Here is a 12,635-nt window from a genome sequence, read left to right as displayed (position 1 = left end):
ATGCGTCACGTAGAGCTCGAAGCACTGATCCCCTCGGAGCAGGCCATGACGGTCTTCGACTCCGTACGGCGCTGGGAGCGGTACCCCGACCTGGCGCCCCACGTGAAGGCGACCACCGTGCACGCCACCTACCCGGCCGAGGACTCCAGTTCCAGCTGGGAACTGCACTTCCGCAGCGGTCTGCTGAGCTGGACCGAGGACGACACCTTCCTGCCGGAGCTGGGCGAGATCCGTTTCCGGCAGTCCGACGGCGACTTCGACTCCTTCGCGGGCACCTGGGCCATGACGCAGCAGGGTGACGACGTGGCGGTCCGCTTCGATGCCGACTTCGACTTCGGCATCCCCAGCCTCGAGGGGATCCTCGACCCGATCGCCGAGCGGGTCATCAAGGAGACCGTCGCCTGGGCCCTGACCGGCCTCTTTCCCGCCGTCCGCCTCTCGGGCGGCGTCGACCTCACCGAGCCCGCCGCCATCGGCGCCTAGCACCGCCCGCAGGAGCTGACCATGGACCAGGCAAATCCTTTCGAGACACCGAGAACCTACTCGCTGCACCGCGCCGAGTACCTGGTGGGCCTCGCCGTCACCACCGGCCTGATCATCGCCCACTTCGGTGAGATCCGCTGGTGGGTCGCGATCGCCCTGTTCCTGTACATCGACCTGATCGGCTACATCCCGGGGGCCATCGCCTTCAAACGCAGCGGCGGGCGGCCGATCGCCAAGACCTACTACGTCCTCTACAACGTCATGCACAGTCTGATCACCCAGGCCGCGGTCGCGGCGCTGTGGTGCTGGCTGGTGGAGCCGGAGTGGGCGCTGCTGGTACTGCCGTTCCACCTCTTCGGGGACCGCGGCCTGTTCGGCAACTTCATGAAATCGTTCGCGCTGCCCTTCGAGCCGGTGCGCCAGCCCGGCTACCTGCGGCTCCTGGACGACCTGGGGCTGACCCACCCCAAGCCGGTCGGCCACGCCACGGAACCCACCCCGGTGGGCCACGTCCCGGCGCAGCCGGTCCGCCGGCAGCGACAGGAGGCCGTGCGATGACCGCCGCCACCGACGTGCGTACCTTGCGGCGCCCCGTACGCCAGGACCCGGCCGAGCGGCGGCGAGCGCTGTACCACCTGGCCTCCCCGGTGTCGGTGCTGACGGTCGGCTCCCGGGAGCGGCTGCACGGCACCACGGCGAGCACCGTGACGCTGGTGTCGCGAGAGCCCCTGCTGGTGGGGGTCGTGCTGCGGGCGGGTTCGTCCTTCGCACGGCTCGCGGCCGCCGAGGGCCGGTTCGCGATCAACGTCCTCAGCAGCGGGCAGGCCGATGTGGCCGGCCACTTCGCGAACAGCGACCGCCCCGAGGGCAGCGCGCAGTTCGCGGGGCTCGCCTGGACGGCGGACTCGTACGCGAAGGCACCGCTCCTGGCCGGGGCGCTCGCCCATTACACCTGCCGGTTCCACTCCGCTCACCCGGCCGGTGACAGCGAGTTGCTGCTCGGCCATGTCGTCCGGGCCAACGCCGGTGAGGAACAACCCCTGTTCAGCTACGCCGGAGAGCTGTTCGCCGGCTCCCTGCACCCCGCGAAGGAGGCGGCCGCGTCATGACCGGTTCTGTGGCACCCGAGGCCGACTGGGACAAGGCTCCCGGTCTGCTCGACGGCGCGAAGGAACTCACTCTCGGACCCGAGGAGTGTGACCTCGCCTACTGGTTCACCTCGGTGGCGCAGGGCACCCTGCGCGACCGCGGCGAGACGGGGCACCACGTGGACGCCGTCGTGCCCGGCTTCCTGAAGGAGCCCGGGCCCCTGCGCGACGCCCTGGTGCTGGAGTTCGGGTTCCGCGGGCTGTCGGAGGAGATTGCGACGCGGCTGCTCGGCCACTATGTCGCCATCGCCCCCGGCGTCCCCGAACTGGAGTTCTACGCAACCCAGTTGATCGACGAGGCGCGTCACGCCCGGGTCTTCCGCAACCACCTGGTGGAGCTGGGGGTCCCGCAGAAGACGCTCCTGAAGGACATCGACGAGATGGCCGCGGACTACCGCAAGCGGGTCCTGGACCCGGTCGTGGACTTCACCCTCGACATCGTCCGCGACCAGGCGGACTTCGCCGGCGGCGTCGCCGTGTTCGCCATCGTCATCGAGGGGGTGCTCGCCCCGGCGGCGGAGCTGAGCGAGCGCAAGTGGACCCCGCTGTCGCCGGCCACCGGCGAGATCTCACGCGGCACCGCCATCGACGAGATCAGGCATCTGACGGTGGCCAGCACGATCCTGCGTGATCACGTGGCCGCGCACCCCGAGTACCGCCCGCGCCTGCTGGAGATCCTGCGGTCCGGTGTGCAGCTCTGGGACGAGATCCCCGACCGCGAGTTCGTCATCCACCGCGAGGAGCTCTTCCAGGAGGGCATGGCCCAGCACGCGGACAGGATCGGCGACTACGAGATCTGGCCGGGCGTCCGGATGCTCGACACCACGCCGGAGCAGCGCTACGACATGGCCGAGCGCTGGACCGACGAGATGGCCGAGTCGCGGATGGCGTACATGGGGCTGCCTCTGGAGGCCCTCAGCAGTCCGCGGGCCGGCACATGAACGGACGACGAGCGGCGGTGGTGGCCGGGATCGGGGCGTACACACCTCCCGGTCTGGTCACCAACAACGACCTGGCACAGCGGCTCGACACCTCCGACGCGTGGATCCGCTCACGCACCGGGATCGCCGAGCGGTATGTGGTCGCGCCGGGCACCGCGACCTCCGACCTGGCCGTCCAGGCCGGACTGCGCGCCCTCAAGTCCGCGGGAGCCGAGCACGTGGGGGCGGTCGTCCTGGCCACCACCACACCCGACCAGCCGTGCCCGGCGACCGCCCCGCAGGTGGCCGCCCGGCTGGGGCTCGGGCAGGTGCCGGCGTTCGACGTGGCCGCCGTCTGCGCCGGTTTCCTGTACGGTCTCGCCACCGCGTCCGGGCTCCTCGCGGCGGGCGTCGCCGACAGCGTGCTGCTGATCGCCGCCGACGCGTTCACCACGATCGTCAACCCGGAGGACCGCACCACGGCCGTCATCTTCGCGGACGGTGCGGGCGCAGTGGTGCTGCGCGCGGGCTCCGTCGACGAACCAGGCGCCGTCGGCCCCCTGGTCCTCGGCAGCGACGGCGAGCTCAGCCACCTCATCGAAGTGCCGGCGGGCGGCTCACGCCAGCGCTCGTCGGGCCCCGTGACCGACCCGGAGGACCAGTACTTCCGGATGCTCGGCCGGGACACCTACCGGCACGCGGTGGAGCGGATGACCGGCGCTTCCCAGCAGGCGGCCCAGCTGGCCGGCTGGAACATCGAGGACGTCGACCGGTTCGCGGCCCACCAGGCCAACGCCCGGATCCTCGACTCGGTCTCGGAACGCCTCGGGGTGCCGGCCGAACGGCAGTTGACCAACATCGCCCAGGTCGGCAACACGGGTGCCGCCTCGATCCCGCTGCTGCTGTCGCAGGCCGCCGCGGACGGCCGTCTCACCGCCGGACACCGGGTGCTGCTGACCGCGTTCGGCGGAGGCCTCTCCTGGGGTGCGACGACCCTGACCTGGCCCGAGGTCCAATCGGTCTGACGGTCCCGGCCGGCCGGACTTCCTGTGCAGTACGCCATTCCGTACGCGTATGCGTACACCTCCTCACGTACGCCGGTATCGCGTACGCCTTCGAAAGGATCCGACATGCTGGAGCAGCTCAAGGAAATCCTGTCCAACAAGCTCAAGGTGTCGCCCGAGGCCATCACCCCGGACGCCACCCGGGAGGACATCGAGCTGGACTCGCTGGCCGTGGTGGAGCTGTCGCTGCTGCTCAAGTCCGAACTGGACCTGGACGTCAGCGACGACGACCTCCTCGAGGCCGAGACCGTGGCCGACATGGTCCGGCTCATGGAGGAGCGGAGCGCGAAGGTCTGATGGCCGGCATGGACATCGCCGTCACCGGACTCGGCCTGGTCACCCCGGGTGGTATCGGGGTCGGGCCCAGCTGGGCGGCGGTCTGCGACGGCAGGCCGGCCGCCGCCCTCGATCCGGAACTGGCGGACAACCCCGTACGCATCTCCTGCCGGGTTCCCGGCTTCGATCCGGAATCCTTGCTCAGCGCGCGGCGGGCACACCGCCTGGACAGGTTCGTGCAATTCGCCCTCGTCGCCGCCCATGAGGCCGTTGCCGACGCCCGTCTCGACCCGACCACCTGGGACGGGGCGCGGGTCGGTGTGGTGCTGGGCTGCGCGGACGGTGGCCCCGGCACGGTCGAGGAGCAGCACGATGTGCTGCGGGAGCAGGGCGCCGACCGGGTGTCCCCGCTGCTGCTGCCCATGCAGCTGCCGAACATGCTGGCCGGTCAGACGGCCATCGAGTTCGGGGCCACCGGGCCCAACCTGGTGGTGGCGACGGCCTGCGCCTCGGGCGCGACCGCCATCGGCGTGGCCCGGGACCTGCTCATCCTCGGCCGCTGCGACGTGGTACTGGCAGGCGGCAGCGAGGCGATGATCACTCCGTTGGTCATGGCCGGCTTCGCGCAGATGGGCGCGCTGTCGCGGCGCGAGGACGACCCCGCGTCGGCCTCACGTCCCTTCGACGCCGACCGGGACGGCTTCGTCGCCGGAGAGGGGGCCGGGATCCTGGTCATGGAACGCGTCGTGGACGCCCGGGCCCGCGGTGCGCACGTCCACGGCCGGATCGTCGGCTTCGGGGCCACCGCCGACGCCCACCACATGACGTCGCCGCACCCGGACGGCGCCGGCATCGAGGCGGCGGTCCGCGCGGCTCTCGCCGACGCCGGGGCGGACCCGGACGACGTGCAGCACGTGAACGCCCACGGCACGTCGACACCGCTCAACGACCTGGCCGAGGCACGCATGATCCAGCGGACGCTGCAGGGCGACCCGCTGGTCACCTCCACGAAGGGAGTCACCGGACATCTGCTCGGCGCGGCAGGCGCGGTCGAGGCCGCGTTCGCGCTGCTGAGCGTCGAACATGAAATCATTCCGCCCACCGCGGGCCTGTGCATCCCCGACGGTCGGATCGACATCAAGCTCGCACAGTCGGCCACGTCGATGCCGATCGACCTCGCGATCAGCAACTCGTGCGGGTTCGGCGGCCAGAACACGGCGCTGGCGATCGCTCCGGCCTGAGGGCCGGCACCGGCAGCACGTGCGGGGCGGACGGCTCGCAGCCGTCCGCCCCGACCTGCTGTCCCGGGCACCCGCCGCCGTACCCCTCCCCCTGCGGAGCCCGGGTGCGGGCAACTCACCGCCCGGCTCACCACCGCCCGGCCGGCCCTTCGCCACCCGCCCGGCGCCACTCACTCCACCGCGTCCGGCACGCCCCCGGCCGCCGCTCCCCCTACCCGAGGAGTCCGTCATGCACGATCCCAGTGAACTGCTCGCAGACGGGCCGGTCGCCGTGCGGCGCCTGGCCCGTCGTCGCTACGACCTCGACCTGGCCGCCCTGGAGAAGGCGATGCGCCGGCGGTCCGAGGCCCAGGCCGACGTGACCCGGTCGCGTACCGAGCTGAACCGCGTCTCGCGCACGCGCGGGCGCTCGGGACCGCCGTCCGAGGAGGAGAAGGAGGCCGCCCGCGCCCTGCGCGCGGACGTGCAGCAGGCGGAGGCCTCGGCCCGGGCCGCAGAACACGACCTCTCCGAACTGCTGCTCGGCATCCCCAACGTCCCCCTCGACCGGGTGCCGGACGGCGACACCGAGAAGGAGGCGGTGGAGGTCCGCCGCTGGGGCCCGGTGCGGGACGACAACGACGCCCCCCACCACGCCGACATCGGCGAGTCGCTCGGCATACTGGACAGCGCGGCGGCGGCCAGGCTCTCGGGCGCCCGCTTCAGCGTCGGCCGCGGTGCCGGTGCCCGTCTGGAGCGGGCGCTGACCGACTTCCTCCTCGACCTCCACACCCGCGAGCACGGTTACACCGAGTACTCCGTGCCGTACCTCGTGAACCGGGAGACCATGACCGGCACCGGTCAGCTCCCCAAGTTCGAGGACGACCTGTTCCGTACCCGGGTGGGCGACCGGGAACTGTTCGCGATCCCCACCGCCGAGGTGCCGCTCACCAACCTGGTGGCCCAGCAGCTCCTGGACGGCCGTGACCTGCCGTACGCCTTCACCGCGCGCACTCCCTGTTTCCGCGCCGAGGCGGGGGCGTACGGGCGTGACACCCGGGGAATCCTGCGCCTGCACCAGTTCGAGAAGGTGGAGCTGGTTCGGGTCTGCGCCCCCGAGGACGCACCGGCACAACTGGAGCTCATGGTGGGGCACGCCGAGGAATGCCTGCGCCGCCTCGGGCTCTCGCACCGCGTGGTTCTGCTGCCCGCCGGCGACCTGGGCTTCTCCGCCCGGATGACGTACGACATCGAGGTGTGGCTGCCGGGCAGCGGCGCCTACCGCGAGATCTCCTCGGTCTCCGACTGCGGCACCTTCCAGGGCCGCCGTGCGAACATCCGTCACAGGCGGGCCGACGGCCGCAAGGGGCCTGCCGCCACCCTCAACGGTTCGGCCCTGCCCGTCGGACGCACCGTCGCCGCGCTGCTGGAGCAGGGCGTGCAGGAGGACGGCTCCGTCCTGCTCCCCGAGGCCCTCGCCCCGTACACCGGTTTCCGCCGGATCCTGCCGGGCGGGACGACCGCGTAGTACGCGCACGCCGAGAGGGCGGGTGATCCGGTCGGCCCCGGATCACCCGCCCTCTCGGCGTGCGCGTCACGCGCCCATCATGTGCACCCCGCCGTCGACGTGGACGATCTCGCCGGTCGTGCGCGGGAAGAAGTCCGACAGCAGGGCGACCACACCGCGCGCCGCGGGGTCCGGGTCGACGAGGTCCCAGCCGATCGGGGCCCGGTGCTGCCAGACCTCGGCGAGCTCCCCGAAGCCGGGTATCGACTTGGCGGCCATGGAGCGCAGCGGACCGGCCGCGACCAGGTTGCAGCGGATGCCCCTGCCACCCAGGTCCCGGGCGAGGTAACGGCTGGTCGACTCGAGGGCGGCCTTGGCGACACCCATCCAGTCGTACCGCGGCCAGGCGACCGTCGCGTCGAAGGTGAGCCCGACCACCGAGCCGCCGCGTCCCTCCATCAGGGGGAGGCACGCGGTGGTCAGGGACTTCAGGGAATACGCCGACACCTGCACGGCCGTCGAGACGTCCGCCCAGTCACCGTCGAGGAAGGAGAAGGCGCCCTTGGGCCCGTACGCGATGGAGTGCACGACGCCGTCGAGGCGGTCGAACCCGTCGGCGGATGCGCTGATCCGTTCCGCGAGCGTGTCCAGCTGCGTCTGGTCGGTGACGTCCAGTTCGACCACCGGAACCGGCTTGGGCAGCCGGGCGGCGATCCGCTCGATGAGGGAGAGCCGGCCGAAGCCGGTCAGCACCACCTCGGCGCCCTCCTGTTGCGCGAGCCGGGCGACGTGGAAGGCGATGGACGCCTCCGTGACGACGCCCGTCACCAGGATGCGCTTGCCGGCGAGGAGTCCGCTCATGACCGCACCGCCTTCGGCGCCAGGGAACCCACCAGCGGGGAGTCGTGGTCGAGGACACCGAGACCGCCCGCGCCCCCGGGCGAGCCCAGGGTGTCGAAGAAGTCGGCGTTGGAGCCGCGGTGATCGCCCCACTCGGCGGGGACGTCGTCCTGGAAGTAGATGGCCTCCACGGGGCACACCGGTTCGCAGGCCCCGCAGTCGACGCATTCGTCGGGATGGATGTAGAGGGCGCGCCGGCCCTCGTAGATGCAGTCCACGGGGCATTCGTCGATACAGGAACGGTCCTTCACATCGACACAGGGCAGGGCGATGACGTAGGACATCGTTAACTCCTCTTCACAGCAGGGTTGTTGAGCGAGGCGGGGGCCTGGTCCACGGAGACCCCGGTGGTGCGCTCGCCCAACGTGAGGACGGTGACGGCCAGTGCCGCCATCGAGGCGGCGATCACCCCGAACAGCGCACCCGGTCCGTAGGAGTCGAGAACGGGCAGCAGGACGAACGGCAGGGCGGCGGCGCTGAGTTTGGACAGCGAGTACGCCATGCCGGACGCGGTGGCCCGGATCGCCGTCGGGTACTGCTCGGAGAGGTACACGTGCGACACGCTGGAGAAGACGTTGCTGCACAGCGTGTATCCGAAGCCGAACGCGACGATGAGGAAGGTCGAATCGGTGAAGGCGAAACCCAGCCCGGCGGCGACCATCGCTGCGGCGGACAGCGCGACGAGAGTCTTGCGTTCGATGCGGTCGATGATCGGCAGCGCCAGTGCGGAGCCGACGGGGTAGCCGAGGAAGGACAAGGCGGTGAAGCCCAGACCGGCCACGATGTCGTAGCCCTTCGCCGCGAGGATCTGCGGGGCCAGGGTGCCGAAGCCGTAGTAGCCGACCACGGAGAGCGAGCAGAAGATCCACAGCATCACCGTGCGGCGTCTGAGCCCACGGGCGAAGATGTCCCGCAGCCTGGTCCGCCCCGCGACGGACGTCTCGTGCTCGGCCGGGAGCGCCTCGGCCTCCCGGCCGGCCGGGACCTGGGCCTCCATCCGGGACACCAGCACGTCGGCCTCCTCGGTACGGCCGTTCGCCGCCAGCCAGCGCGGGGACTCGATCAGCCGCCGGCGCAGCACCCAGACCACGGCCGAGCCGAGCGCGCCGATCACGAACAGCCAGCGCCAGCCGTCCACCCCCAGCGGGGTCAGCGGTACCAGCCACAGGGCCGCGAAGCCGACCGCGGGCACCCCGCAGAAGGCGATCGTGTAGGCCCAGGCGATGAACCGGCCGCGCTTGGCCGCGGGCAGGACGTCCGCCAGGTAGCAGTCGGACAGGGCCTGTTCGGCACCGATGCCGATGCCGGCCAGGAAACGGGTCACGATCAGCCACTCCGCGTTGGGCGAGAAGGCGCCGAGCAGGGAGAAGCCGGAGTAGATCGCGAGGTTGATCAGGAAGGCCCGGCGTCGGCCGAGCCGGTCCGCGACCCGGCCGAGCACCAGCGAGCCGATGAACTGGCCGATGAAGACGGAGGCCAGGACCAGTTTGAGCGACGTCGCTCCGAAGGCGAAGTCTTCCTGGAGCACCTTGGCGATGGTGCCCGACAGACTGTTCTCGAAGGTGTCGAAGAGCAGGCCTATCCCGATGACCGCGGTCAGGCTGCGGTGCATGGGGGTGATCGGCATCCGGTCCAGACGGTTCCCGATCGAGGCGGGAGAGACGACTGTGCTCACCGCCGTGGTGGTCTGGGACATGCGCGTGGCTCCTAGGGGGCTTCGGGTGGGGCGGGCCGGGGTCGGGGAGCGCGGCCCGGTGTCCCGGAACGCGAGGCGGAGGGGCGGGGCACGGCGGGTGACGGCGCCCCGCGAGGTCGGGTGCCCCGCCGCACGGGCCCGGCAGGATCCGGGCGGGAGGCCCTGGGAGTAGAGGGCCGCCCGGGGCCCCGGCCCCCGGCCCCGGACACGTGAGGGCCTCTACTCGCTCCTGAAGAACTCCCTGATCCCGGGGGCCGCCGCCGGCTGACGGCGGTGCGGTGCGCGGGACCCCGGAGCGCCGGGACGGTGCTGAGGACCGGTGGAGGCCGGGAGACGGTGGATGAGGGGCGGGCGCCGGTCAGGCGGCCTGGTCCGCGTTCCGGCGGATCTGCTCCTCGACGTCGCCGCGTCGCACCGGTGCGCTGACCTCGTGCAGGAACGAGGCGACCTCGCGGTACGAGGCCCAGAAGCCCACCTCGTGGTAGGGCACACCGCGCTCGGCGCAGTAGTCCCGGGTGAGCTCACGTGCGCGTGCCAGGTTCTTCTGCGGCATGGCCGGGAACAGGTGGTGCTCGACCTGGTAGTTGAGTCCGCCGTAGAGGAAGTCGACCAGCAGGGACGGGCGGATGTTCCGGGAGGTGAGTACCTGGCGCTCCAGCCAGTCCAGGGTCTCCTCCTCGCCGTCGCGGATCGCCATGCCCTTGTGGTTGGGAGCGAAGATCATGCCGAAGTAGAAGCCCAGGACCGCCTGCTGGACCAGGATGAAGACGACCGCGAGGACGGGCGAGAGGACGGTGAACACCAGCGTCAGATAGATGGCCGTCCGCGCGACGAGCAGGAACGTCTCCAGCACGGGGCGCTTGGTCTTGCCCTGGGCGATGGACAGCACGGCCGTCTTCAGCATCTTGAAGGACTCCAGGACCAGCAGCGCGAAGAACAGCACGCTCTGGTAGCGCACCACGAACTTCTGCGTGCCGCGCCGGGTGGGGTACTGCTTGATGTCGAAGATGGCGGTGCGCCGGCCGATGTCCGGGTCCATGTCCAGGTGGTTGGGGTTGCTGTGGTGCCGGTTGTGGTGGTTGACCCACCATCCGAAGCTGACCCCGTTGACCAGGTTGGCGTGGAAGTAGCCGATGGCGGAGGCGGCCTTCTTGCTGCGGAACATGGCCTTGTGGCCCGCGTCGTGCCACATGAAGGCGGACTGGCCGCCGCACAGGCCCATCCACAGCGCAACCGTCAGCTGCCACCACGAGTCGCCGAGCGCGAAGAACGCGGCGAACCCGAGCAGCAGGAGCGTGGTGTTCAGCGCCAGGCGGCCTATGTAGTAGCGCGGATCGAGGTCGAGGAGACCCTCTGCCTTGACGCGTTTGAGGAGTTCGGCGAACGTGGCCGAAGCGCCGACGCGCTGCTGAGGAACGGCGATGACCTGGGCTTCTTGGACGTGCGGACGCTGCATGCGTTGCTCTCCTTGGGAGAAGTGCCCGAACCGGGCGGCGGCGCCGCTGCCCTGCGGGACGTGGCTGCGCCGGGGTCGACAGTGCTTCCGTGGGCGGTGCCGGAAGGCGGGCGCCGCCCGCCCGTCGGCCAGGACCGCTTCAACAGCGCGGTACTTCGGACCGGGTCGCCGGGCGAACGTGTGTCCAGCGTTCCGTGCGCCGCTGATGTGTCACTGATACTGGGCTGATCGGACCCGGCCACAGGGCAGTTGATGCCCTGGGGACCTGGGGCCCGGGCCTTGTTTCCTCCGCTCAGGCCGCGGCGGCCTGGGCAGCGCGAAGTTTGACGTCGAGCTCCTGGACGATGTCGTCCGCGGCACGGGCCACGTCCTTGTCGTCGGGGGCTCCGATGATGGCCATGAGCTGCCCGACCATGGCATGCTGGAGGGCTTCGGTGGCCGTGGCGTCGGGGGTCGTGGTCTCGTTGCTGTCACTCACTGTTCCGGCTCTCCTCGTCGTGTGATGGCGGCGGTGTACTGCAGGTGCGTCAGAAGGCCCCGCAGGCCCGGAAGACGTGCGCGAAGCCGGCGAGCGAGGCGGTCGGCCGGTCGAAGGCGACGTACTCCGGGATGAGTTCGTCAGGGGCCCATTTCTGCTTGTACGAGAGCTGGGTCTGCGCCGGGTAGAGAGCGGCTCCCTCGGCCCAGAGCGCGTGCATCAGCCACTGGAACGCCGGGCTGTGACCATCGAGTTCATGGCTCGCGTCGAGTCCGGTGAACGGCGTGAAACCGAAGTGCAGCCACTCCACGCCCTCGGCGCGGAAGACCTCGATGGCGTGCGCGTTGATGGCCTCCATCAGCCCCGGGGAACCCTCGGGCACACGCCGGCTCAGGTCGTGCATCCAGCCGGCCCGCTCGCCGTAGACGGGTGAGTACGAGATGTACGCCACCGGCGTGCCCTCGATGGTGCCGGCGAACAGCCGGCGGTGCGCCTGCGGCTCGCCGCCGATCTGGCCCACCAGGAACTCGAGTTGGTGAGCCCCGCCCTTGGAGCCGAGCCAGGCCTCGTCGATCGTCGCTATCGCACCCTGCCAGTCCTCGGCGGTGACCTCCTCGATCACGAGGCCGTTGCGGTGCGCTCGGGAGATCTTGTTGCGCAGCTGCATGAAGCGGGTGCCGCGCAGGGAGAACTCCGGAAGCCGCACGGCCCAGGAGGCGCCCACCTGGTTGACGGTGAAGCCGTGCCGGGCGTAGCGCTCGGCGTCGGCACGCTGGAGTTGGACGCCGACGAGCTCCAGCCCCTCCTCCTTCACGTACCGACGGAAGCCGTCGAGGAGGGTGTCGTAGGCGTCGGGGGCCGCGAAGGGACCGCCGAACTGGACCGCGTAACCGCCGGTGCGGCGGTAGACGACGACGCCGTCGGTGCCGGGGATGGTGAAGGTGCTGTTGCCGCTGTTGAGCGCCAGGAACGCGCTGGGGTTCTCGCTCTGCGTGTGTGTCCGGATCGCCCCGAGAACCGAGGTGTCCGCAGTGGTTGCGGGCATGCCCGTACCCCTTTCGGAAGGTGTTTCTTTTGGTGCGAGTAGAGCACCGACGCCGCGTCGAGGGGAAGACCGAAAAGTAATTCAGCGACCACGTCAGGAAGATGTCAGCGTCTTATCAGAGCCCCCTGCCAATGTTGTTCTCGTGAACGGCACGGGAAACCGGAAGCCGGGAACGAGGAGAGGTGCCCGGAGTGGCTTATCGGGGACCGAAAGAGCATCTTGAGGTCGGGCCTAAAAACCCACGCAGGTTCGAATCCTGCCCTCTCCGCGACACGGCCGGCACCCCCGGCCACCGTCACCACCAGGAGAGGTGCCCGGAGCGGCTCATCGGGGACCACAAGAACACCTTGAGGTCGGGCCTAAAAACCCACGCAGGTTCGAATCCTGCCCTCTCCGCGACACGGCCGGCACCCCCGGCCACCGTCACCACCAGGAGAGGTGC

Annotated in this window: 14 protein-coding genes, 1 tRNA gene and 1 pseudogene; 10 read left to right on the top strand and 6 right to left on the bottom strand. The window is 70.6% G+C overall.

The window, feature by feature from the left end; genetic code table 11:
• From ACZ7EG_RS20910 to serS, 8 genes are all read left to right on the top strand, one after another.
• Nucleotides 1-483, top strand: coding sequence for a type II toxin-antitoxin system RatA family toxin (locus tag ACZ7EG_RS20910; RefSeq protein ID WP_471080732.1), 483 nt, complete (start codon nucleotides 1-3; stop codon nucleotides 481-483).
• 21 nt (nucleotides 484-504) lie between these two features.
• Nucleotides 505-1,041 carry a hypothetical protein gene (locus tag ACZ7EG_RS20905; RefSeq protein WP_471080729.1) on the top strand — a complete coding sequence of 179 codons (537 nt, stop codon included), beginning with the start codon at nucleotides 505-507 and terminating at the stop codon, nucleotides 1,039-1,041.
• The gene (locus ACZ7EG_RS20900) at nucleotides 1,038-1,592 is read left to right on the top strand and encodes a flavin reductase family protein (RefSeq protein ID WP_471080726.1); all 555 of its coding nucleotides are present in this window, start codon (nucleotides 1,038-1,040) and stop codon (nucleotides 1,590-1,592) included. Before ACZ7EG_RS20905 ends, ACZ7EG_RS20900 begins: the two co-directional genes overlap by 4 nt.
• Entirely contained in the window at nucleotides 1,589-2,572 is a 984-nt protein-coding gene (locus ACZ7EG_RS20895) for a ferritin family protein (RefSeq protein ID WP_471080723.1), read from the top strand. The genes ACZ7EG_RS20900 and ACZ7EG_RS20895 overlap by 4 nt, the downstream gene beginning before the upstream one ends.
• Entirely contained in the window at nucleotides 2,569-3,576 is a 1,008-nt protein-coding gene (locus ACZ7EG_RS20890; protein WP_471080720.1) for a beta-ketoacyl-ACP synthase III, read from the top strand. The genes ACZ7EG_RS20895 and ACZ7EG_RS20890 overlap by 4 nt, the downstream gene beginning before the upstream one ends.
• Before the next feature lie 105 nt (nucleotides 3,577-3,681).
• On the top strand, nucleotides 3,682-3,912 hold the full coding sequence (locus tag ACZ7EG_RS20885; protein ID WP_031089523.1) for a phosphopantetheine-binding protein: 231 nt from the start codon (nucleotides 3,682-3,684) through the stop codon (nucleotides 3,910-3,912).
• Nucleotides 3,912-5,132: a beta-ketoacyl-[acyl-carrier-protein] synthase family protein gene (locus ACZ7EG_RS20880; protein ID WP_471080716.1), complete on the top strand. Its 1,221-nt coding sequence runs from the start codon at nucleotides 3,912-3,914 to the stop codon at nucleotides 5,130-5,132. The genes ACZ7EG_RS20885 and ACZ7EG_RS20880 overlap by 1 nt, the downstream gene beginning before the upstream one ends.
• A gap of 229 nt (nucleotides 5,133-5,361) precedes the next feature.
• Complete coding sequence (gene serS, locus ACZ7EG_RS20875) at nucleotides 5,362-6,639, top strand: serine--tRNA ligase (protein ID WP_471080713.1); 1,278 nt, start codon at nucleotides 5,362-5,364, stop codon at nucleotides 6,637-6,639.
• A 66-nt stretch (nucleotides 6,640-6,705) separates the two neighbouring features.
• On the opposite strand, the gene fabI is transcribed toward serS, so the two are convergent.
• From fabI to ACZ7EG_RS20845, 6 genes are all read right to left on the bottom strand, one after another.
• On the bottom strand, nucleotides 6,706-7,479 hold the full coding sequence (fabI, locus tag ACZ7EG_RS20870; RefSeq protein ID WP_471080710.1) for an enoyl-ACP reductase FabI: 774 nt from the start codon (nucleotides 7,477-7,479) through the stop codon (nucleotides 6,706-6,708).
• Nucleotides 7,476-7,802 carry a ferredoxin gene (gene fdxA / locus ACZ7EG_RS20865; protein WP_471080707.1) on the bottom strand — a complete coding sequence of 109 codons (327 nt, stop codon included), beginning with the start codon at nucleotides 7,800-7,802 and terminating at the stop codon, nucleotides 7,476-7,478. Before fdxA ends, fabI begins: the two co-directional genes overlap by 4 nt.
• Nucleotides 7,803-7,804: 2 nt before the next feature.
• Nucleotides 7,805-9,214 (bottom strand): MFS transporter, encoded by a 1,410-nt coding sequence (locus ACZ7EG_RS20860; protein ID WP_471080704.1) that lies wholly within the window; start codon nucleotides 9,212-9,214, stop codon nucleotides 7,805-7,807.
• Between the two features lie 358 nt (nucleotides 9,215-9,572).
• Entirely contained in the window at nucleotides 9,573-10,670 is a 1,098-nt protein-coding gene (locus tag ACZ7EG_RS20855; RefSeq protein WP_471080701.1) for a fatty acid desaturase family protein, read from the bottom strand.
• A gap of 292 nt (nucleotides 10,671-10,962) precedes the next feature.
• Nucleotides 10,963-11,148 carry a hypothetical protein gene (locus ACZ7EG_RS20850; protein ID WP_471080698.1) on the bottom strand — a complete coding sequence of 62 codons (186 nt, stop codon included), beginning with the start codon at nucleotides 11,146-11,148 and terminating at the stop codon, nucleotides 10,963-10,965.
• Nucleotides 11,149-11,197: 49 nt separating this feature from the next.
• Nucleotides 11,198-12,193 (bottom strand): DUF2156 domain-containing protein, encoded by a 996-nt coding sequence (locus ACZ7EG_RS20845; RefSeq protein WP_471080695.1) that lies wholly within the window; start codon nucleotides 12,191-12,193, stop codon nucleotides 11,198-11,200.
• Nucleotides 12,194-12,369: 176 nt separating this feature from the next.
• Between ACZ7EG_RS20845 and ACZ7EG_RS20840 the strand changes: the two genes are divergently transcribed.
• Nucleotides 12,370-12,461 (top strand) — tRNA-OTHER (locus ACZ7EG_RS20840).
• A gap of 36 nt (nucleotides 12,462-12,497) precedes the next feature.
• Nucleotides 12,498-12,589 (top strand): annotated as a pseudogene (locus tag ACZ7EG_RS20835).
• Nucleotides 12,590-12,635 lie beyond the last annotated feature (46 nt).

The organism is Streptomyces sp. NPDC037100 (assembly GCF_055606225.1).
This window is presented reverse-complemented; position numbering and strand designations above follow the sequence as displayed.

Excerpts from the sequence above, each read along its gene's own strand:
- ACZ7EG_RS20895 (WP_471080723.1), top strand. The coding sequence starts at position 1,589 with ATGACCGGTTCTGTGGCACCCGAGGCCGACTGGGACAAGGCTCCCGGT.
- ACZ7EG_RS20855 (WP_471080701.1), bottom strand. The coding sequence starts at position 10,670 with ATGCAGCGTCCGCACGTCCAAGAAGCCCAGGTCATCGCCGTTCCTCAG.
- ACZ7EG_RS20905 (WP_471080729.1), top strand. The coding sequence starts at position 505 with ATGGACCAGGCAAATCCTTTCGAGACACCGAGAACCTACTCGCTGCAC.
- ACZ7EG_RS20860 (WP_471080704.1), bottom strand. The coding sequence starts at position 9,214 with ATGTCCCAGACCACCACGGCGGTGAGCACAGTCGTCTCTCCCGCCTCG.
- ACZ7EG_RS20890 (WP_471080720.1), top strand. The coding sequence starts at position 2,569 with ATGAACGGACGACGAGCGGCGGTGGTGGCCGGGATCGGGGCGTACACA.
- ACZ7EG_RS20845 (WP_471080695.1), bottom strand. The coding sequence starts at position 12,193 with ATGCCCGCAACCACTGCGGACACCTCGGTTCTCGGGGCGATCCGGACA.
- ACZ7EG_RS20885 (WP_031089523.1), top strand. The coding sequence starts at position 3,682 with ATGCTGGAGCAGCTCAAGGAAATCCTGTCCAACAAGCTCAAGGTGTCG.
- serS (WP_471080713.1), top strand. The coding sequence starts at position 5,362 with ATGCACGATCCCAGTGAACTGCTCGCAGACGGGCCGGTCGCCGTGCGG.
- ACZ7EG_RS20880 (WP_471080716.1), top strand. The coding sequence starts at position 3,912 with ATGGCCGGCATGGACATCGCCGTCACCGGACTCGGCCTGGTCACCCCG.
- ACZ7EG_RS20910 (WP_471080732.1), top strand. The coding sequence starts at position 1 with ATGCGTCACGTAGAGCTCGAAGCACTGATCCCCTCGGAGCAGGCCATG.
- fdxA (WP_471080707.1), bottom strand. The coding sequence starts at position 7,802 with ATGTCCTACGTCATCGCCCTGCCCTGTGTCGATGTGAAGGACCGTTCC.
- fabI (WP_471080710.1), bottom strand. The coding sequence starts at position 7,479 with ATGAGCGGACTCCTCGCCGGCAAGCGCATCCTGGTGACGGGCGTCGTC.
- ACZ7EG_RS20900 (WP_471080726.1), top strand. The coding sequence starts at position 1,038 with ATGACCGCCGCCACCGACGTGCGTACCTTGCGGCGCCCCGTACGCCAG.